This window comes from Streptomyces tibetensis, from assembly GCF_007655005.1.
In the GTDB taxonomy this organism is placed as follows: domain Bacteria; phylum Actinomycetota; class Actinomycetes; order Streptomycetales; family Streptomycetaceae; genus Streptomyces; species Streptomyces tibetensis.
Genome location: NZ_SZVW01000021.1, coordinates 60,911 through 79,636 on the forward strand (window position 1 = coordinate 60,911; position 18,726 = coordinate 79,636).

The 18,726-nt window shown below is 71.8% G+C and carries 17 protein-coding genes; 9 read left to right on the forward strand and 8 right to left on the reverse strand.

All coding sequences use genetic code 11. The annotated features are described in order from the left end of the window. Nucleotides 1–27 precede the first annotated feature (27 nt). The 4 genes from FDO69_RS31505 (at nucleotide 28) to FDO69_RS31520 (ending at nucleotide 3,381) form a co-directional block, all read left to right on the forward strand. Complete coding sequence (locus FDO69_RS31505; protein ID WP_104784826.1) at nucleotides 28–966, forward strand: AurF N-oxygenase family protein; 939 nt, start codon at nucleotides 28–30, stop codon at nucleotides 964–966. Between the two features lie 37 nt (nucleotides 967–1,003). Beyond that, the gene (locus FDO69_RS31510) at nucleotides 1,004–1,657 is read left to right on the forward strand and encodes a TetR/AcrR family transcriptional regulator (RefSeq protein WP_104784829.1); all 654 of its coding nucleotides are present in this window, start codon (nucleotides 1,004–1,006) and stop codon (nucleotides 1,655–1,657) included. Nucleotides 1,658–1,667: 10 nt separating this feature from the next. Next, nucleotides 1,668–1,967, forward strand: coding sequence for a hypothetical protein (locus FDO69_RS31515; RefSeq protein WP_104784832.1), 300 nt, complete (start codon nucleotides 1,668–1,670; stop codon nucleotides 1,965–1,967). Nucleotides 1,968–2,073: 106 nt separating this feature from the next. Then, complete coding sequence (locus tag FDO69_RS31520) at nucleotides 2,074–3,381, forward strand: C40 family peptidase (RefSeq protein WP_104784834.1); 1,308 nt, start codon at nucleotides 2,074–2,076, stop codon at nucleotides 3,379–3,381. On the opposite strand, the gene FDO69_RS31525 is transcribed toward FDO69_RS31520, so the two are convergent. The 5 genes from FDO69_RS31525 to FDO69_RS31545 are packed head-to-tail and all read right to left on the reverse strand — an operon-like array spanning nucleotide 3,345 to nucleotide 9,245. Continuing rightward, nucleotides 3,345–4,607 (reverse strand): styrene monooxygenase/indole monooxygenase family protein, encoded by a 1,263-nt coding sequence (locus FDO69_RS31525; protein ID WP_104784836.1) that lies wholly within the window; start codon nucleotides 4,605–4,607, stop codon nucleotides 3,345–3,347. The genes FDO69_RS31520 and FDO69_RS31525 overlap by 37 nt on opposite strands. Before the next feature lie 13 nt (nucleotides 4,608–4,620). Continuing rightward, nucleotides 4,621–5,268: a GTP-binding protein gene (locus FDO69_RS31530; RefSeq protein WP_104784839.1), complete on the reverse strand. Its 648-nt coding sequence runs from the start codon at nucleotides 5,266–5,268 to the stop codon at nucleotides 4,621–4,623. Next, a complete protein-coding gene (locus FDO69_RS31535; RefSeq protein WP_104784842.1) occupies nucleotides 5,249–5,671 on the reverse strand; it encodes a DUF742 domain-containing protein in 423 nt (140 codons plus the stop codon). Before FDO69_RS31535 ends, FDO69_RS31530 begins: the two co-directional genes overlap by 20 nt. Continuing rightward, entirely contained in the window at nucleotides 5,668–6,192 is a 525-nt protein-coding gene (locus FDO69_RS31540) for a roadblock/LC7 domain-containing protein (RefSeq protein WP_104784845.1), read from the reverse strand. The genes FDO69_RS31535 and FDO69_RS31540 overlap by 4 nt, the downstream gene beginning before the upstream one ends. Continuing rightward, on the reverse strand, nucleotides 6,189–9,245 hold the full coding sequence (locus tag FDO69_RS31545) for a sensor histidine kinase (RefSeq protein ID WP_170320968.1): 3,057 nt from the start codon (nucleotides 9,243–9,245) through the stop codon (nucleotides 6,189–6,191). Before FDO69_RS31545 ends, FDO69_RS31540 begins: the two co-directional genes overlap by 4 nt. A 368-nt stretch (nucleotides 9,246–9,613) precedes the next feature. On the opposite strand from FDO69_RS31545, the gene FDO69_RS31550 reads away from it, so the two are divergent. Continuing rightward, a complete protein-coding gene (locus tag FDO69_RS31550) occupies nucleotides 9,614–10,399 on the forward strand; it encodes a protein phosphatase 2C domain-containing protein (RefSeq protein WP_104784848.1) in 786 nt (261 codons plus the stop codon). Nucleotides 10,400–10,579: 180 nt separating this feature from the next. Here the strand turns inward: FDO69_RS31550 and FDO69_RS31555 are convergent, their stop codons facing one another. Together FDO69_RS31555 and lon are read right to left on the reverse strand one after the other, a co-directional pair. Further along, on the reverse strand, nucleotides 10,580–11,071 hold the full coding sequence (locus tag FDO69_RS31555; protein ID WP_104784851.1) for a MarR family winged helix-turn-helix transcriptional regulator: 492 nt from the start codon (nucleotides 11,069–11,071) through the stop codon (nucleotides 10,580–10,582). A gap of 192 nt (nucleotides 11,072–11,263) precedes the next feature. Then, nucleotides 11,264–13,678: an endopeptidase La gene (gene lon, locus FDO69_RS31560; protein ID WP_104784854.1), complete on the reverse strand. Its 2,415-nt coding sequence runs from the start codon at nucleotides 13,676–13,678 to the stop codon at nucleotides 11,264–11,266. A gap of 176 nt (nucleotides 13,679–13,854) precedes the next feature. Between lon and FDO69_RS31565 the strand changes: the two genes are divergently transcribed. Then, nucleotides 13,855–14,514 (forward strand): GNAT family N-acetyltransferase, encoded by a 660-nt coding sequence (locus FDO69_RS31565; protein ID WP_104784857.1) that lies wholly within the window; start codon nucleotides 13,855–13,857, stop codon nucleotides 14,512–14,514. 377 nt (nucleotides 14,515–14,891) lie between these two features. On the opposite strand, the gene FDO69_RS31570 is transcribed toward FDO69_RS31565, so the two are convergent. After that, the gene (locus FDO69_RS31570; protein ID WP_104785074.1) at nucleotides 14,892–15,716 is read right to left on the reverse strand and encodes a rhomboid-like protein; all 825 of its coding nucleotides are present in this window, start codon (nucleotides 15,714–15,716) and stop codon (nucleotides 14,892–14,894) included. Nucleotides 15,717–15,896: 180 nt separating this feature from the next. Here FDO69_RS31570 and FDO69_RS31575 point away from each other — a divergent pair, with 180 nt between their 5' ends. From FDO69_RS31575 to FDO69_RS31585, 3 genes are all read left to right on the forward strand, one after another. Then, on the forward strand, nucleotides 15,897–16,574 hold the full coding sequence (locus FDO69_RS31575; RefSeq protein WP_104784860.1) for a spermine/spermidine synthase domain-containing protein: 678 nt from the start codon (nucleotides 15,897–15,899) through the stop codon (nucleotides 16,572–16,574). Nucleotides 16,575–16,709: 135 nt separating this feature from the next. Beyond that, nucleotides 16,710–17,450 (forward strand): response regulator transcription factor, encoded by a 741-nt coding sequence (locus FDO69_RS31580; RefSeq protein ID WP_030851757.1) that lies wholly within the window; start codon nucleotides 16,710–16,712, stop codon nucleotides 17,448–17,450. Next, a complete protein-coding gene (locus FDO69_RS31585; RefSeq protein ID WP_104784863.1) occupies nucleotides 17,447–18,556 on the forward strand; it encodes a HAMP domain-containing sensor histidine kinase in 1,110 nt (369 codons plus the stop codon). Before FDO69_RS31580 ends, FDO69_RS31585 begins: the two co-directional genes overlap by 4 nt. Nucleotides 18,557–18,726: the final 170 nt, after the last annotated feature.

Below are 18,726 nucleotides of genomic sequence, written 5' to 3' on the forward strand. Positions count from 1 at the left end.
GACGTGTGCACAACGAGGTGGGCAGCCATGACGACCCTGACGGAAGCCGACGCGCTCGACGGCCTGCGCGATGCCCTCGGCCTGCTGAAGGACCGGGAGCAGGTGGCCCAGCGGCTGCTCGACTCCTCCGCCAAGCACTCCTTCGACCCCGACAAGGAACTGGACTGGGACGCGCCCTTCGAGGAGGGCAAGTGGTTCTGGCCACCGGAGCTGGTCTCGCTCTACGACACCCCGCTGTGGAAGCGGATGGGCGAGGAGCAGCGGCTCCTGCTCTCCCAGCACGAGGCGGCGGCCCTGGCCTCCCTCGGCATCTGGTTCGAGATCATCCTGATGCAGCTGCTGGTCCGGCACATCTACGACAAAGCGGCGACGAGCGCGCACGTGCGCTACGCACTCACGGAGATCGAGGACGAGTGCCGCCACTCCAAGATGTTCGCCCGGCTGATCTCCCACGGCGACACGCCCTGGTACCCGGTCAGCCGCGCCCACCAGCAGCTGGGCCGGCTGTTCAAGACCATCTCGACCACGCCGGGTTCCTTCACGGCGACCCTGCTGGGCGAGGAGGTCCTGGACTGGATGCAGCGGCTGACGTTCCCCGACGAGCGGGTACAGACCCTGGTCCGCGGCGTCACCCGCATCCACGTCGTGGAGGAGGCCCGGCACGTCCGCTACGCCCGCGAGGAACTCCGCCGCCAGATGGTGACGGCCCCCAAGTGGTCGCGGGAGTTCACCCGCGTCACCTCCGGCGAGTTCGCCCGCGTCTTCTCGGTGGCCTTCGTGAACCCGGACGTCTACACGAACGTGGGCCTGGACAAGCGGGAGGCCCTCGCCCAGGTCCGCGCGAGCGGCCACCGCCGGGAGGTCATGCAGAACGGCTCCAGGCGCCTGACCGACTTCCTGGACGACATCGGCGTACTGCGCGGGGTCGGCCGACGCCTGTGGAAGTCGTCGGGGCTGCTGGCGTAGGGGCGCACACCCCGGCACCCCGATTACCCTGCGAGGCATGACACCAGCCGCCCCCACCCCCGCCTACCGGCGACTCAGCGTCGAGGAACGCCGTAGTCAGCTCCTCGCCTCGGCGCTGGACCTCTTCGCCCACCGCGCCCCGGAGGAGGTGTCCCTCGACGACGTGGCGGAGGCGGCCGGGGTCTCGCGACCGCTGGTGTACCGGTACTTCCCGGGCGGCAAGCAGCAGCTCTACGAGGCCGCCCTGCGCTCCGCCGCCGACGAGCTCCAGCACTGCTTCGACGAACCCCGCGAGGGCCCGCTCCTGCCCCGTCTGTCCCGTGCCCTCGACCGCTACCTCGCCTTCGTCGACCAGCACGACACCGGCTTCAGCGCCCTCCTCCAGGGCGGCAGCGTCGTGGAGACGTCCCGCACCACCGCCATCGTCGACGGTGTACGCCGTGTCGCCGCCGAGCACATCGTCAGCCACCTGGGCGTCACCGGCCCCGGTCCCGGCCTGCGCATGACCATCCGCATGTGGATCACGGCCGTGGAGGCGTCGTCGCTCATCTGGCTCGACGAGGACAAGCAGCCCCCCGCCGGGGAGCTCCGCGACTGGCTCGTCGAGCAGTTCGTGGCGATGCTGTCGGTGACCGCCCGCCGCGACCCGCAGACCGACGCCCTGGTCCGGGCGCTCGCGGAGAATCCCTGACACTGATCCCGTGAGAAGCGAAGACACCCCCTTCGAGGGCGGCCCCATGGACGGCAGGCTCCTGCCCGTCCTCCTGGGCATCACCGGCCACCCGCCCAAGACGTACCGCATCCCCGTCCCGGACCCCGACGGCGGACCGGACGCCGTGCTCGTCTACCGCCGCGTGCCGCGAGGACCGGGCAAGATCGGCCTGTCCCACCGCTGGAAGTACGCGTACGCCCCCGAGGGCGTCCCGCCCCGCCGGCTCAACTGGCCCTGGTCGAAGCCAGCCGCCACGCCGCCCGGCAAGCCGGACGACGCCGACGGGTGACCCCGTTGAGCCGAACCGCGCACACCCACCGCGCGCGGCGCACGCAACCGCCTGATCCTCACGGTGTCCGGCGGCACCACGCCGCCCCCGTAGCGGAGGTGATGGCATGTCAGGAAAGCTGCTGCGTCTGGTCTGCATCGCGGCGACGGCGGCCGGAACCGCCCTGGTACCCGTCCTGGCGCCCGTCCAGGCCGCGGCCGTACCCGAGCCGGACAAGGAACAGCGCAAGGTCGCGGACCTCCTGACGGATCTTCAGGGGCTGTACCGGAAGGCCGAGGAGGCCACCGAGGCCTACAACGCCACCGAGGAGAAGCTGACGAAGCAGCGCGCCGAGACCGACCGTCTGGACCGCGCCCTCGCTCGCGCCCGGCTCTCCTTGCACGACAGCCGGGGCGAGGCCGGCCGACTGGCCCGGCAGCAGTACCAGAGCAGCACCGACCTCTCCCCCTACGTCCACCTGCTCCTGGCCCGCGATCCGCAGCACGCGATCGACCAGGGCCATGTGATCGGCCGGCTCGCGCAGGAACGGGCCGGCACCATCACCCGGCTGACCGGCAACGAGCACAAGGCCCACGAACTGGCTCGCAAGGCCCGCGGCGCCCTCGACCGGCAGCTCGCCCTCACCGAGCGGCGCAGGAAAGAACGGGACGAGGTCCGCACCCGCCTCCACGACGTCGAGAAACTGCTCGCCTCCCTCAGCCGTGAACAGCTCACCACGCTGGCCGAGTTGGAGCGGAAGGGCATCGAGAAGGCACAGTCGGAGTTCATCGCGTCGGGCGCGCTGGGCAGCGAAGACAGCCCGGGCGACATGGACGACGGTGGCAGCGGCGACAGCAGCGAAAACGGCGAGAACGGCGAGAACGGCAACAGCAGTGAGAACGGCGACGGCAGCGAGAACGGCAAGAACAGAGGCAGCCGCTGGAGCGGCAACACCGGCCGCGCCCCGTCCGCCGAGGGCCGCCGGGCCGTGCGCTACGCCGTGCGACAGCTCGGCAAGCCGTACGAGTGGGGCGCGGAGGGCCCGCGCACGTACGACTGCTCGGGGCTGACCTCGCAGGCGTGGGCCGAGGCCGGGACGCCCGTCCCCCGGACCAGCCAGGAGCAGTGGAAGCAGCTGGAGCGGATCCCGCTGGACCGACTGCGCCCCGGCGACCTGGTCGTGTACTTCACGAAGGCCACGCACGTGGCGCTCTACCTCGGCGACGGCATGGTCGTCCATGCGCCCCGTCCGGGCGCGAAGGTGAAGGCGTCACCGATCGCGGCCAACCCGGTCCTGGGTGCCGTACGGCCGGACCCGGCCGGGGAGCCCCTGCGGCGTTACGAGCCGCCGGAGCTCCCCGAGGGTGCGACGGACGGGTCCGACGAGGGCTACGACGGTTACGCGGCGCCCGCGCCGGACACCTCGGCCAGGTAGGCCTGCGTCTTGTCCGGGTCGTAGAAGAAGTTCTCGAAGTCGGCCGGGTTGTCGAAGCCGCCTGCGAAGCGGTCGGCGACCGGCTGGAGCTCACCGGCGGCGCCGATGAGGTTCAGGATGTGCTCCGGCGGCGGCGCGAGCATCGCGTTGGTCCACTTGGTGACGTGCTGGGCCGTGTTCCAGTAGCGGTCGAAGGTCGCCCGCATCCACTCCTCGTCGAACGGCTTGTCGCCGTGCTCGACGATCGAGGCGAGGTAGGCGGCCGCGCACTTGGACGCCGAGTTGGAGCCCTGTCCGGTGATGGGGTCGTTGGCCACGACGACGTCCGCCACTCCGAGCACGAGCCCGCCGCCGGGGAGGCGGCCGATCGGGTTGCGGACGGTGGGGGCGTAGCGGCCGGCCAGGGTGCCGCCGGCGTCGGTCAGTTCGACCTTGGTGGCCCGCGCGTACTCCCAGGGGACGTACCGCTCCATGAGTTCCAGGGTCAGGGAGAGGTGCTCCGCGGGGTCCTTCACGCCGTTGAAGGCGTCGAGCGGACCGCCGGGTATGCCCTCCCAGAACAGGATGTCGGCGCGGCCGGAGGTGGTCAGGGTCGGCATGACGAACAGTTCGCCGACGCCCGGCACGAGGTTGCAGCGGACCGCCTCGGTGCCCGGGTGCTCGGGGCGAGGGCCCAGGCCGTGGACGTACGACACGGCCAGCGCGCGCTGCGGCTCGCTGTAGGGGGAGCGCTCGGCGTCGCGGCCGAACATCTGGACCAGCTCACCCTTGCCTGCCGCGACAAGCACCAGGTCGTAGGTGCGGGAGAAGTAGTCGAGGTCGCCGACGGCCGCGCCGTGGATGACGAGCTGGCCGCCGCGCTGGGCGAACGTCTCCATCCAGCCGGCCATCTTCACGCGCTGGTCGACGGACTGGGCGTATCCGTCGAGCCTGCCCAGCCAGTCGATGGCACGGGCGGCAGGGCCTTCGGCCCAGGAGCCGGGGGCGGCGACCGAGACGCCGAGTCCTTCGATCTTCGGGGCCTGGGACTCCCAGAAGTTCAGCTGGAGATCGCGCTCGTGCTGCAGGGCCGTGTGGAACATGCACTGCGTGGACATGACCCGGCCGGTGCGGATCTCGTCCGCCGTCCGGTTGGACATCAGGGTGACCTCGTACCCCTGTGACTGGAGGCCGAGAGCGATCTGGAGCCCGGACTGACCGGCTCCGACGACGAGTATCTTCCGCATGCGGGGCTGTCCTCTACTCGGGGGTTTCGTCGAGCGCGTGGCCCACCAGGGCCAGGAGGGTCTCGATCACGGAGATCCGGCGACGCGCGTCCATGATCATGACAGGTATGTGTCGCGGGATGGTCAGGGCCTCCCGCACATCCTCCGGCTCGAACAGCTCACTGCCGTCGAAGTGGTTGACCGCGACCACGTACGGCAGTCCGGAGCTCTCGAAGTAGTCCAGGACCGGGAAGCAGTCCTTCAGGCGGCGGGTGTCCGCCAGCACGACCGCGCCGATCGCGCCGCGCACGATGTCGTCCCACATGAACCAGAACCGCTGCTGGCCCGGCGTGCCGAACAGGTAGAGCACCAGGTCGTCGTCGAGCGTGATGCGCCCGAAGTCCATGGCGACCGTGGTGGTGGACTTGCCCGGCGTGGCGGTGAGGTCGTCGGTCGCCTCGCTCGCCTCGGTCATCAGCGCCTCGGTCTGCAGGGGCGTGATCTCCGAGACGGCGGTGACCAGCGTGGTCTTGCCCACGCCGAAGCCACCCGCCACCACGATCTTCGTGGCTATGGGGGCACGAGTGCGGTCCGTCTCCCACGCGTGCATGCTGTCGTCCGGCTGGACGAGCGGGGAGGAATTGGAGACGCCGTGAGCGGCGTCAGAGACGACGGAGTCCACTCAGCACCCTTTCCAGCAGAGCCCGGTCCGGGCGGCCCGTGCCATGGCCGGTGCCCGTTCCGTACACACGGATCTTTCCCTGGTCCGCGAGGTCGCTCAGGAGCACGCGGACCACGCCGAGCGGCATCTTCAGCAGCGCGGCGATCTCGGCCACCGTACGCATCCGGCGGCACAGTTCGACGATGGCCCTCAGTTCCGGCATGACCCGGGTGGAGAGGTGGCCGTTCGTCAGTTCCCTGCGCTCCTCCGGGGCGTCCAGCGCGGCCGTGCTCGCCACGAACGTCTCCACGAGGAGGACGTGGCCGAACCGGGTGCGGCCGCCGGTGAGCGAGTAGGGGCGGACCCGGGCGGGTTTGCGGTCACCGCCGCGGACCGGGAGGTGCTGCTTCGGCGTACTGCTCATCGGGCACTCCCCGTCGTCTGGGAATCCTCCAGGGACTTCCGGAGCTCGCTGCGGAGTTCCGGGGTCAGGACGTGACCGGCGCGGCCGACGAACAGGGCCATGTGGTACGCCACCACGCTCATGTCGCAGTCCGCGGAGCCGTGGACGCCGAGCAGCGAGCCGTCGCTGATGGACATCACGAACAGGCTGCCCTCGTCCATCGCGATCATCGTGTGCCGGACGCCGCCGAAGTCCATCAGCCGGGCGGCGCCGATGGTGAGGCTGCCGATGCCGGAGACGATGGTGGCCAGGTCGGCAGCGGAGCCGCGCGGGCCGGTGCGCTTGGTTCCGCGGGCCTGCAGGGCGTCCCGCGCCTCCTTGTTGCGGTGGTCGTCGGAGGAGAGCAGAAGCAGTCCGTCGGACGAGACGACCGCGACCGAGAGGATGCCGGGTACCTCCTCGACGAGGTTGGTCAGCAGCCAGTGCAGGTTGCGGGCCTCACTGCTCAGTCCGATCAGTCCGAAGGTACTGGGAGCGGTCAACTGCTTGCCTCCTCGACTGTGCCCCCCGTGGATTCTTCGGATCCAGCTGGTCGTGCTGTGCCGGTGGCCGGCCGCTGGTGCGAGGCCGTCCCCTCGGCGATCTCCGCCTCCACGTCGCGGTACCCCGCCTGTGCGCCCTGGCGGAAGCCGCCGAGGCGGCGACGCAGGGCTTCGGCGTCGACGGAGCCGCTGCGCTGTCGCGGGGCGGTGGTCTGTGCGGTGATCTTCGGAGTGCGCTTGGGGAGGCCCTTGTCGGTGACGCGGTCCTCCTCCTCATCGGGCGCGCGCTCGTGCTCCGGGCTCTCGTCCCGGTCCACGCCACCCGTGTGGGCCCCGCCTTCGGGAGCGGGCTGACCGTACGGGCCGGTCTCGCCCGCGCGTGGAGCGACGTCGGGCGCGGGCCGCTCGTGCGGGCCGGTCTCGCCCGTACGGGAAGCGACCTCGGGAGCGTGCCGCTCGTGCGGGCCGGTCTCGGCACTGTCGACCGCGGGTCCGCGCCCCGTCGGGTCCGACTCCCCCGTCTGCGCCGGGATCAGCAGCTCCATCGTGGTCTCCGCGGGGGATTCCACGGGCGCGGCGGTCTCGTCCGGGTCGGCGTCTGCCTCCGACTCGGCGTGCGCCGTCGGCTCACCGGGCGCCGTCGGCTCGGCGGATACCGGCGGCTCGACGGATGCCGGCGGCTCGACGGATGCCGGCGGGGCCGCCGCCACCGGCGTCTCCGGCGCCTTGGGCGCGTCGGACGCCTCGGCCGGTTCCGGCTCCCCTGCCGGTTCCGGGTGCTGGGCGGCGGTGGTGATCTCGGCGGCTTCGCCCCGCTGGACCGCCTTCTCCGCCAGGGCCACCAGCGGGTCGTCGCCGGAGGCGCGTCCGTGCAGGACGTTGGAGTTGGCCTCGGCGTCGGCGCCCGGGAAGGAGTAGGAGTGGGCCGTTCCGGTGAGGGGGCCTGAGGTCGGTACGGCCACGGGCGGGGAGGCGGCGAGGAGCGTGCGCGGCAGGACGACGACCGCCGCGACACCGCCCTGCTTCTGCTCGCGCAACTGGACGCGCACGCCGTGGCGGTGGGCGAGCCGGGCCACGACGTACAGGCCGAGGCCGAGACCGTCCTCGCCCTCCTGGTCGTAGGGCGCCTCGGGGTCGAAGTCGGCCAGGCGGGAGTTGAGGCGCTCCAGCCGCTCCTCGGTCATGCCGATGCCCTCGTCCTGGACGGACAGCATGACCTCGCCGTTCTCCAGCAGCCAGCCGGAGATCTCGACGGGCAGGTCGGGCGGGGAGAACGAGGTGGCGTTCTCCATGAGTTCGGCCAGCAGATGGGACAGGTCGTCCGCGGCGAACCCGGCGATGTGCGCGTGCGGCGGCAGCGCGGCGATCCGGACCCGCTCGTAGCGCTCGATCTCGCTGACCGCGGCACGGACGACGTCCACCAGCGGCACGGGCCCGGCGGTGTGCTGGACGTGCTCGGTGCCGGCCAGGACCAGCAGGTTCTCGCTGTGCCGGCGCATGACCGTGGCGAAGTGGTCGAGCTTGAACAGCGTGGCGAGCCGGTCCGGGTCCTGCTCGCGCTCCTCCAGGTTCTCGATGACGGCCAGTTGCCGCTCGACCAGGCCGAGGGTGCGCAGGGCGAGGTTGACGAACGTCCCGCCGATGGCGGTGCGCAACCGCTCCAGGTGGGCGGCGGACTCGGCGAGTTCGCCGCGCAGTTCCTCGCGCGCGTCGGCCATCTTCTGGCGCTGCCCGACCAGGTGCTTGCGGTCGGACTCCAGCGTGGCGATCCGCTCGGTGAGGGCGGCCGCGTGGGCGTGCAGGGCGTTGACGGAGCGGACGGCCTGGGCGAACTCGTCGTTGCGGCCGGTGAACTTCACCGGCTCCTCGGCCGCCGGGTCGTCGGCCTCGGCGAGGCGCTTGGACCCCAGCCGCAGGACCGCGAGCGGGCGGGTGAGGCTGCGGGCCATGCCCGTGGCGACGCCGACGGCGAGCAGCATGAGGGCGCCGAGGACGGCGATGCGGATCTCCAGCGCGGTGACGTCGTCGTCGCGCAGCGCCTCGAGGTCCTTGGTGCGCCGGTCGTAGAGGGCCGACTCCACGCCGCGCATCAGGTCGACGCGGGCGGACAGGGCCGCGTCCAGCTTCTTGGTGCTGGTGGCGAGGTCGGTGCGGGAGAACGTCGGCTGGTCGGTCAGGGTGGCGAGGTACTTGTCGGCGGAGTTGACCTCGGTGCCGGTGACCGTGGAGTCGAAGGAGGCGCGGGCCGGCTTGGGCGCGCTGCCGCGGAAGTCGGCCAGGGCCGCGTCGGAGCGCAGCCGGGCCTGCTGTGCGGCGGCGCTGAGGGCGTCACGCTGCCGGGTGTCGGCGTCCGAGGAGGTGGAGGTCTCGGTCGGCAGGCCGGTGACGGGGTCGATGACCGCGCTCGTGCTGCGCGGCACGCTGAGCGCGGCGAGCAGCAGCCCGCGGGCCGCGGCGGCCTGCTGGACGGCGGAGTCCAGCTCGGCCAGCGCGTAACCGCCGGCACCGGCGCGCGGCGGGGTCTGCTGCGCCAGCTGCTCGGCCAGGTTGTGGAGTTCGGTGATGGCGCGGGAGTACGCCTGGTGCGCTTCGAGGGCGCTGCTCTTGCCGGTGAGCGCCGCCCTGCGCACGGCCGCTATGCCGTCGAGGTCCGAGCGGAGCGAGGCGGGCGTGTCGGTGTCGGAGCGCAGCTCCTCGACCTGCCGGTCCACCCGGGCGCTGCGCTGCTCGGAGGGCGCCTTGGTCTTGGGGCGCCCGGCCGCGATGTAGGAGGTGACGTCGTCCCGTTCGTCGGCGAGGGAGTGTGCGAGGGCGAGCGCGTCCTGCGTCTGCTCCGCGAGGGTCACCAGTTCCTGGGAGTCGTGGAGCTGCCCGGAGGCGGCCAGGACGGACGGGGTGCCGGCACCGGCGATGGCCGCGGCGACCACGGCCACGGCCACGATCAGCCGGTTGCGTACGTGCGTGGGGCGGCCCGTGCCGGTGGGGGGCGTCGGCTCAGCGCCCTGAACGGGGGCCTTCTGCTTGCCTGTGCGACGAGGCCGCGTCTTCTGCACCGGTGCTCGCATTCCTGACTCGTGAACCCTTGGGCCCGGATGACGCTCCGTCAACTGGTGCGTACTCCCGGTACACTTCCCGACCCTCCCAGCGCCGGTGGGCAGCGCACGCGCATCACCTGACCCGCCACCCGAAGGAGTGAACCCCGGACGGGAGTTGAGGGGCAAGTTCCGCAGACCCTTGCAGCGACCTTGTGCGGCACGCCGGTTGGACGACGGCGACGGCCGGTGGCAGTATTCGCCACCACGCCTTCCCGGAACAAATCATTCCATCCCAAACCCGGCGTCTGACCTGCGCGGCTGCGCCGATCCGGCAACCGTTGCCAGTCCCTTGCGGACGTTGTGAAGGGCTCGTGCAGACTGGCTGGATGCGTACTGAACTCGCCTCGGAACCGGGAGACGCCGACCGCCCCAACGAGGACTTCGCCGCTGTCGGGCTACCGGCCTCGGGGCAGGGCGGTTCGGTCGTCGTCCTGGACGGGGTCACGCCGCCGAGAACCGGGACGGGCTGTCTGCATTCCGTTCCCTGGTTCACCGCACGCCTCGGTGGAGCACTGACCGAACTGACCGTTTCACTCCCGGATGTCCCCCTGGTCGACGCCTTGTCCCGCGCCATCGCGCGTACCTCCGAGGCGCACGCCGCAACCTGTGACCTTTCTCACCCTCGAACCCCTCAGGCCACGGTGGTCGTCGCCCGATGGAATCCGGACACGGTGGAGTATCTGGTCCTGTCCGACTCGGCTCTGCTCCTTGAGTCGCCGGACGGCGTGGTGACGCCCCTCCTCGACGACCGGCTGGCCCTGCTCCCCCGCTCGGCGCTCGCCACGGACGCGCTGGTGGACTCCACGTTCCGCAACATGGAGGGCGGCTTCTTCACGGCTGCCGCCGACCCCTCGGTGGCGGCCCGGTCGGTGACCGGAACCGTGCCCCGTCACGAGGTCCGCGCCCTGGCCGCGCTGACGGACGGCGCGACCCGCTGGGTCGAACGGTTCGAGGAGGGTGACTGGACGGACTGCTTCCACCTGATCCGCACGGAGGGGCCCCAGGCCCTGGTCGACCGCGTCCGGACACTGGAGCGGTCGGACGCCGCCACGACGTTCCTGGGCAGGAGCAAGAGGCACGACGACGCGACGGCGGTGTTCGTCGAGTTCTAGGCGGCTGCCCGCTTTCCGGGCGGCCGCGACCGGGGCGTGGTTCTCATCCGGGGCGTGCTCCTGGGCCGCGGCGTGCTTCTCGTCCGGGGCGTGCCTCTGGACCGAGGCCTGTTTCTCGACCGGGGCGTGCTTCTCATCCGGGGCGTGCGTCTCGTCCGGGGCGTGCTTCTGAGCCGGGGCCTACTTCTCCATGCCGCGGTTGAGCTGGTTCAGCAGCCGGGCCAGTTCCGTGACCTCGCGGGAGTCCCAGTCGGCCAGGCGACCGGCGTAGCGCGCGCGGCGGGCCTCCCGGACCCGGCGGACGCGGTCGTGGCCCTCCTGGGTGAGGGCGACGAGCCAGGCGCGTCCGTCGGCGGGGTCGGGCTCGCGCGCGACCAGCCCGAGTTCCTCCAGGGCGCGCAGCTGGCGGGACATCGTCGCCTTGCCGACCCCGATGTAGGCGGCCAGCTCCGTGGCCCGCTGCTTCCCGTACTCGTCCAGCCGCACGAGCAGGCCGTACGCGGACGACTCCAGGTCGGGGTGGACCTCGCGGGCCATCTCGCCCTGGCTGGCCCGGGCGCGCCGCAGCAGCACGGTCAGTTCGCGCTCCAGCGCCAGGAAGGCGGGCTGATCCACACCGGTTCCGGCCACACCGGCGTCGCGGTGTCCGTCGTCGTTGCCGCCCTCGTGCACGTCAGCCCCTGCCTCGGTCGTCGCCCGGCCGTGAGAGTTCCGGTACCTGGATTTTCCGCCACCTGCCGTGCTCACCGCAGTTCGGCAAGTATTCCGCAGGTCAGGGCGTCCGTGTCCACAGGGCCACCACACGGTGAAGGCCCGGGCCTCCCGCAGGGGGAACCCGGGCCTCCCTCTATCCGGTCACGTCCGTCACGCCGCGACCGGAACCTCCGGCGTGGCACCCGCGGTGGCGGGCGCGAGCGCCAGCTCCAGGACCTGGCGGACGTCGGTGACGGCGTGGACGTCGAGCTTGTCCAGCACCTCCGCCGGGACGTCGTCCAGGTCGGGCTCGTTGCGCTTGGGGATGATCACCGTGGTGACACCCGCCCGGTGCGCGGCGAGCAGCTTCTGCTTCACACCGCCGATCGGCAGGACCCGCCCGGTCAGCGAGACCTCGCCGGTCATCGCCACGTCCGTACGGACCAGCCGGCCGGACAGCAGGGACGCGAGGGCCGTCGTCATCGTGACGCCGGCGCTCGGGCCGTCCTTGGGCACCGCCCCCGCCGGGAAGTGGATGTGCACGCCCCGGTCCTTCAGGTCGCCCACCGGCAGTTCCAGCTCGGCTCCGTGGGAGCGCAGGAAGCTCAGCGCGATCTGCGCGGACTCCTTCATCACGTCGCCCAGCTGACCGGTCAGGGTCAGTCCGGCCGCGCCCGTCTCCGGGTCGGCCAGGGACGCCTCGACGTACAGGACGTCACCGCCCGCTCCCGTCACCGCGAGGCCGGTCGCCACGCCGGGGACGGACGTCCGCCGCTCGGCCGGGTCCTGGGCGGACTCGGGCACGTGGTGCGGCCGGCCGATCAGATCGCGCAGGTCCTCGTCCCGGACGGTGAAGGGCAGCTTCCGCTCGCCCAGTTCGTGCTGGGCGGCGACCCTGCGCAGCAGCCGTGCGACGGACCGCTCCAGGGTGCGCACGCCCGCCTCGCGGGTGTACTCACCGGCGAGCTTGCGCAGCGCGCCCTCGTCGATGGTCACCTCGTCCTCGCCGAGCCCGGCCCGCTCCAGCTGGCGCGGGAGCAGGTGGTCACGGGCGATGACGACCTTCTCGTCCTCGGTGTAGCCGTCCAGGCGGACGATCTCCATCCGGTCGGCCAGGGCCTCCGGGATCGCCTCCAGGACGTTGGCGGTGGCGAGGAAGACGACGTCGGACAGGTCCAGCTCGACCTCCAGGTAGTGGTCCCGGAAGGTGTGGTTCTGCGCCGGGTCGAGCACTTCGAGGAGGGCGGCGGCCGGGTCGCCCCGGAAGTCCGAGCCCACCTTGTCGATCTCGTCGAGCAGCACGACCGGGTTCATCGAGCCGGCCTCCTTGATGGCCCGGACGATCCGGCCCGGCAGCGCGCCGACGTACGTACGCCGGTGGCCGCGGACCTCGGCCTCGTCGCGGACGCCACCGAGAGCGACGCGGACGAACTTGCGGCCCATGGCGTGGGCGACGGACTCGCCCAGGCTGGTCTTGCCGACGCCGGGAGGCCCGACGAGCGCGAGCACGGCACCGCCGCGCCGCCCGCCGACCACGCCCAGCCCCCTGGCGGTACGCCGCTTGCGCACCGCCAGGTACTCGGTGATCCGCTCCTTCACGTCCTCCAGGCCGGAGTGCTCGGCGTCGAGGACGGCCTGGGCGCCCTGGATGTCGTAGGCGTCCTCGGTGCGTTCGTTCCACGGCATCTCCAGGACCGTGTCGAGCCAGGTGCGGATCCAGGAGCCCTCGGGCGACTGGTCGGAGGAGCGCTCCAGCTTGTCGACCTCCTTGAGCGCGGCCTCGCGGACCTTCTCGGGCAGGTCGGCGGCCTCCACGCGGGTGCGGTAGTCGTCGGACTCCTCGCCCTCCTGCTCGCCGCCCAGCTCGCGCAGCTCCTTGCGCACGGCGTCCAGCTGACGGCGCAGCAGGAACTCGCGCTGCTGCTTGTCGACGCCCTCCTGGACGTCCTTGGCGATCGACTCGGCCACGTCCTGCTCGGCGAGGTGGTCGCGCAGCTGCTGGGTGGCGAGCTTCAGCCGGGCCACCGGGTCGGCGGTCTCCAGCAGTGCGACCTTCTGGTCGGTGGTCAGGAACGGCGAGTAGCCGGAGTTGTCGGCCAGCGCCGAGACGTCGTCGATGGCCTGGACCCGGTCGACGACCTGCCAGGCGCCGCGCTTGCGCAGCCAGGCGGTGGCGAGGGCCTTGTATTCCTTCACCAGTTCGGCGAGATGCCCGGGCAGGGGCTCCGGCACGGTCTCGTCGACCTGGGTGCCTTCCACCCAGAGGGCGGCCCCGGGGCCCGTGGTCCCCGCGCCGATGCGCACCCGCCCCCGGCCGCGGATCAGCGCGCCCGGGTCGCCGTCGGCCAGCCGGCCGACCTGCTCGACGGTGCCGAGGACACCGGTGTTCGCGTAGGTCCCGTCGATGCGTGGCACCAGGAGTACCCGGGGCTTTCCGGGCGTTGACCGGGCAGCGGCCTGGGCGGCCTCCACCGCGGCACGGACCTCGGAATCGCTCAGGTCCAGCGGGACCACCATCCCGGGCAGCACGACCTCCTCGTCGAGCGGCAGCACGGGCAGGGTGAGCGGTGTGGACGTCGAAGCCATGATCTCCCCTTCGGCAGTCAAGTTGAGCTATGCCGACTCAATGCTTGGGCGGGGCCGGATGTTCCCCGGTCGCTGTTCGCTGTCAGCGATCACCTGTGACACCGGGGACGGGAGGGCACGTAAGCTCCCGGTCAGTAATAGATGAATCGCGATGTCAGTCATTACAGGGGGAGTGCATGGACGGAACCGTGCAGGCATGGGTGAACGGCTGGGTCGTGTCGCGCGGGGCGGCCCCGCCCCTGACGGAGCCCTGGGGCTGGACGATCGACATGGGCATGTACGGGCACGTCACGCGGCACGTGTTCGGCGCGACGGGCGAGGACCTCGACGAGACGACCGTCCGCAAGGTGGCAGGCTCGGTGACCGGGCACGGCGTGTGGCTGAAGGCGTTCCGGGACCCGGAGGTGGTCTCCGGCTGGCTGGACGACAGCTGGTGGATCGACCCCGAGCCCGGTTACCTGATGACCGTCCCGCTGGCGGCGGACGGCGCCCCGGACGCCCCCGACGGCTACCGGCTGCGCGCATGGTCGCGCGGCGGGGTGACCCGTCTGATGGTGGCCGCGCCGGACGGGTCGCTGGCGGCGCGCGGCCAGATCGCCCCGATGGGCGAGACCGCCGTCGTCGACCAGATCGAGACCGCCCCCGGGCACCGCCGCATGGGTCTGGGCAGCCTCGTCATGAGGACGCTGCAGAACACCGCCGCCCGGCAGGGGGCGCGGACCGGCGTCCTGGCCGGGACACCCGCGGGGCGAGGGCTCTACGAGGCACTCGGCTGGGGCGTGGTGGCCACATTGACCAGCGCCAGGCACGACCCGCCGGCCTCCGCCCGGGCCTGACGGGCCCCGGTCACCTGGGCCTGAAGCGCCTTACGACCAGGCCCCGGCCACCCCGGACCTGAAAGCCGCACGGCCAGGCCCCCGCCCACCCCGGCCCCGAATCGCCTCACGACCAGGCCCCGGCCACCCCGGACCTGAAAGCCTCACGGCGAGGCCCCCGACCACCCCGGACCCGAATCGCCTCACGACCAGGCCCCGGCCACCCCGGACCTGAAAGCCTCACGGCCAGGCCCCCGACCCCCCCGGCCCCGAATCGCCTCACGGCCAGGCCCCGGCCACCCCGGACCTGAACGCCTCACGGCGAGGCCCCCGACCCCCCCGGCCCCGAATCGCCTCACGGCCAGGCCCCGGCCACCCCGGCCCCGAAGGCCTCACCGTCAGGTCCGGGCCACCCCGAGGCCGGTCTCGTACCACCGCCGGACCAGCGGCCAGGTCGCGATCCCGATGCCCAGGGCGATGAGGTGTCCCCAGTTCGTCATCGGATCGGCGTAGGCGAGCAGGTCCTGGAGCAGCATCCAGCCGAACGCGGTCAGCAGTGGCAGGCGCTGCCACAGCGGCAGCAGTCCGGCCAGGGCGCCGATACCGGCGGCGACGCCGAAGCTGACGCCGTAGTCGAGGCGGTGCAGGGAGCTGTCGGGAAGGTGCCCGGCCAGGACCGCGAGGCCCACCGGGACCTCTGTCGCGAGAGTGGCGAGGACGTGCCCGAGCAGGAAGACGCCGGCCGTGCGCACGCCCCCGATCCGCCGTTCCAGCGCGGTCAGCACCAGCACGAAGGCGAGGGCGAACGGCGAGGTCACCCCGCCCGCGACCCACAGCGCGCTGCCGACCAGCACCAGCTCCGGCGTGCGCACCAGGTGCGTCACATCCGTGCTGGAGCCCTGGAGCAGGGCGTGCACGAGGGCGGGATTCGCGTGCGCGGAGATCAGCGAGGTGAGGCAGAGGAGGAGTGCGTATCCGAAGGTGAACGGCGTACCGGTGGGGGTGGGCAGCAGCCGCCAGGGGCGCAAACGGGGCAGCAGCCCCCAGGGGCGCGGTCGTCGCCCGGGCCCTGCCGCCGGACCGGGCTGCCGTGCTCCCGCGACCGCCCGCTCACCCGGGCCCCGCTGCCGCGGCACCCCGTCCAGCAGCCGCGGCGCATCGGCGTCGGGCGCGCCGGTCGGCGTCGGCGCGACCCTGTCGCGGGGCGGCGCGGTGCGTTCCACCACCGGCACTCCTTCCGTCAGGTCCCAGCCTTCGCTCCGAACACTCCGCTGTCTGTGACCCTCGCCACGCGCGAGCCGATTCACAGCAACCCGAAAGCCCCGCCCCGCGTCCCTCCGGCCCCCCGCGAGGCCCGGCGAAATGCGAGGCGCCACACGCTCCACCCCTGTCAGGATGCCCCCATGCCTTCCTCCTACGACATTCCCGACGTCCTGGACCGTCGCGAGGGCCCCCACGGTGAGGTGGTGCTGCGGCGGCACGGTGACCGGCTGGAGATCATCGCCAACGGCTGTTTCCTGATGGACACCTCCGACGGCCGCTCGGAGCGGCGGCTGGTCGACGCGGCGCTGGACGCGCTGGCCGGCCGGGACCACCCCGACGTCCTGATCGGCGGACTCGGTGTCGGCTTCTCCCTCGCGCACGCCGCCGCTGACCCGCGCTGGGGGCGGATCACGGTGGTGGAACGCGAGCACGCGATCGTCGAATGGCACCGCGACGGCCCGCTCTCCACGCTCTCGGCCCGGGCCCTGGCGGACCCCCGCACGCACATCGTCGAGGCCGATCTCGTCGCACACGTCAATGAGACATCCGACACGTACGACGCCCTGTGCCTCGACATCGACAACGGACCCGGCTGGACCGTCACGGAGGGCAACGAACATCTCTACCGGGAAGCCGGACTGACAAGCTGCGCAAGGGTGTTGAGACCCGGCGGGGTGCTGGCCGTCTGGTCCGCCCAGCCGTCACCGGAATTCGAAGAAACCTTGCGGAATGCCGGGTTCCAACGGGTGCGTACCGAAGAGATCCCGGTTGCCCGGGGCGTTCCGGACGTCGTACACCTCGCCATCCGCCCTGGATAGCAAAGGCGTACTGACTCCCCGTACGCTGCTCCCCTGACGCCGATCATTCAAGCGTCAATCGCAACCATGCGCAGGCATAGCCAGTCAGAAGGAATCACCCCACTGATTCCGGAAAGCACACCCCAGGGGCGGGCGATGGAGCAGACACAGACCTCCCACAACGGTTCGGCGACGGCTACTCCGGGCGCGCAGCGCCGGGTCCTGGTGGTCGAGGACGACGCGACGATCGTGGACGCCATCGCGACCCGCCTGCGGGCCGAGGGATTCCTCGTGCAAACAGCGGGCGACGGCCCGGCCGCGGTCGACACGGCCGAGGCGTGGCAGCCCGACCTGCTGATCCTCGACATCATGCTGCCCGGCTTCGACGGTCTGGAGGTCTGCCGGCGCGTGCAGGCCGCCCGCCCGGTGCCGGTGATGATGCTCACCGCGCGCGACGACGAGACCGACATGCTGGTCGGCCTCGGTGTCGGCGCCGACGACTACATGACCAAGCCGTTCTCCATGCGGGAGCTGGCGGCGCGCGTGCACGTCCTGCTGCGCCGGGTGGAGCGGGCCGCCATCGCGGCGGCCACCCCCCGCTCCGGCATCCTGCGCCTCGGTGAGCTGGAGATCGACCACGCACAGCGCCGGGTCCGGGTGCGCAGCGAGGACGTCCACCTGACGCCCACCGAGTTCGACCTGCTGGTGTGCCTGGCCAACACCCCGCGCGCGGTGCTCTCCCGTGAGCAGCTCCTCGCCGAGGTCTGGGACTGGGCGGACGCCTCCGGTACGCGCACGGTCGACAGCCACATCAAGGCCCTGCGCCGGAAGATCGGCGCCGAGCGGATCCGCACGGTGCACGGCGTGGGTTACGCCCTGGAGACCCCGACGCCATGAGCGGCGGGCCGGCCGCACGGAGAAACCCCGGGAAGAACCCCTGGGGCGGGGTGAGCCCGTTCTCGATCAAGACCAAGCTGGGCGCGCTCGTCGTCATCTCGGTGCTGATCACCACAGGTCTGTCGGTGATCGCGGTGCACACGAAGACGGAGCTGCGCTTCATCACGGTCTTCTCGATGATCGCCACGCTTCTCATTACGCAGTTCGTGGCCCATTCACTCACCGCACCGCTGGACGAGATGACGGCGGTGGCCCGGTCCATCTCGCAGGGCGACTACACCCGCCGCACGCGGGAGAACCGCCGTGACGAGCTGGGCGACCTGGCCGTGACGATCAACGCCATGGCCGACGAGCTGGAGGCCCAGGACAGCCAGCGCAAGGAACTCGTGGCGAATGTCTCGCACGAGCTGCGCACGCCCATCGCGGGTCTGCGCGCGGTGCTGGAGAACATCGTCGACGGCGTCACGCAGGCCGACCCGGAGACGATGCGCACGGCCCTGAAGCAGACCGAGCGCCTCGGGCGGCTGGTGGAGACGCTGCTGGACCTGTCCCGCCTGGACAACGGCGTCGTACCGCTGAAACAGCGGCGGTTCGAGGTGTGGCCGTACCTGTCCGGCGTGCTGAAGGAGGCCAACATGGTCGCCTCCGTACGCGCGGGCATCGCCACCGGCTCGGGCAGTCACACCCGTACGGACGTCCATCTGCACCTCGACGTCCATCCACCGGAGTTGACCGCGCACGCCGACCCGGAGCGCATCCACCAGGTCGTCGCCAATCTCATCGACAACGCGGTCAAGCACAGCCCGCCGCACGGCCGGGTGACGGTCAAGGCGCGGCGCGGTGCGCTGCCGGAGTCGCTGGAGCTGGAGGTCCTGGACGAGGGCCCCGGCATTCCGGAGTCCGAGTGGCACCGCGTCTTCGAGCGGTTCAACCGCGGCAGCGCCAAGCGGCCACAGGGGCCGGGCAGCGACGGCGGCACGGGTCTCGGCCTGGCCATCGCCCGTTGGGCCGTGGACCTGCACGGGGGCCGGATCGGAGTGGCCGAATCCGAGCGGGGTTGCCGGATTCTTGTCACTCTTCCGGGACTGTCATCTGTGCCAAGTTGACGTAAAGTTCGAAGCGGAGCCACAAGATCCACGGGCGTCCGCGCTGACGGACACGTGTGATCAGGCACGGGCCCGCGCCATCGGCGCCCTGGGCCCTCCCCCGCTCTTGCCTCATTAAGCGGAACCACGCTTGTTTCCCGCCATTTCAAGCCCCGAAACACCGTTCCAGA

Excerpts from the sequence above, each read along its gene's own strand:
- FDO69_RS31510 (WP_104784829.1), top strand. The coding sequence starts at position 1,004 with ATGACACCAGCCGCCCCCACCCCCGCCTACCGGCGACTCAGCGTCGAG.
- lon (WP_104784854.1), bottom strand. The coding sequence starts at position 13,678 with ATGGCTTCGACGTCCACACCGCTCACCCTGCCCGTGCTGCCGCTCGAC.
- FDO69_RS31580 (WP_030851757.1), top strand. The coding sequence starts at position 16,710 with ATGGAGCAGACACAGACCTCCCACAACGGTTCGGCGACGGCTACTCCG.
- FDO69_RS31505 (WP_104784826.1), top strand. The coding sequence starts at position 28 with ATGACGACCCTGACGGAAGCCGACGCGCTCGACGGCCTGCGCGATGCC.
- FDO69_RS31550 (WP_104784848.1), top strand. The coding sequence starts at position 9,614 with ATGCGTACTGAACTCGCCTCGGAACCGGGAGACGCCGACCGCCCCAAC.
- FDO69_RS31535 (WP_104784842.1), bottom strand. The coding sequence starts at position 5,671 with ATGAGCAGTACGCCGAAGCAGCACCTCCCGGTCCGCGGCGGTGACCGC.
- FDO69_RS31585 (WP_104784863.1), top strand. The coding sequence starts at position 17,447 with ATGAGCGGCGGGCCGGCCGCACGGAGAAACCCCGGGAAGAACCCCTGG.
- FDO69_RS31575 (WP_104784860.1), top strand. The coding sequence starts at position 15,897 with ATGCCTTCCTCCTACGACATTCCCGACGTCCTGGACCGTCGCGAGGGC.
- FDO69_RS31565 (WP_104784857.1), top strand. The coding sequence starts at position 13,855 with ATGGACGGAACCGTGCAGGCATGGGTGAACGGCTGGGTCGTGTCGCGC.
- FDO69_RS31520 (WP_104784834.1), top strand. The coding sequence starts at position 2,074 with ATGTCAGGAAAGCTGCTGCGTCTGGTCTGCATCGCGGCGACGGCGGCC.
- FDO69_RS31525 (WP_104784836.1), bottom strand. The coding sequence starts at position 4,607 with ATGCGGAAGATACTCGTCGTCGGAGCCGGTCAGTCCGGGCTCCAGATC.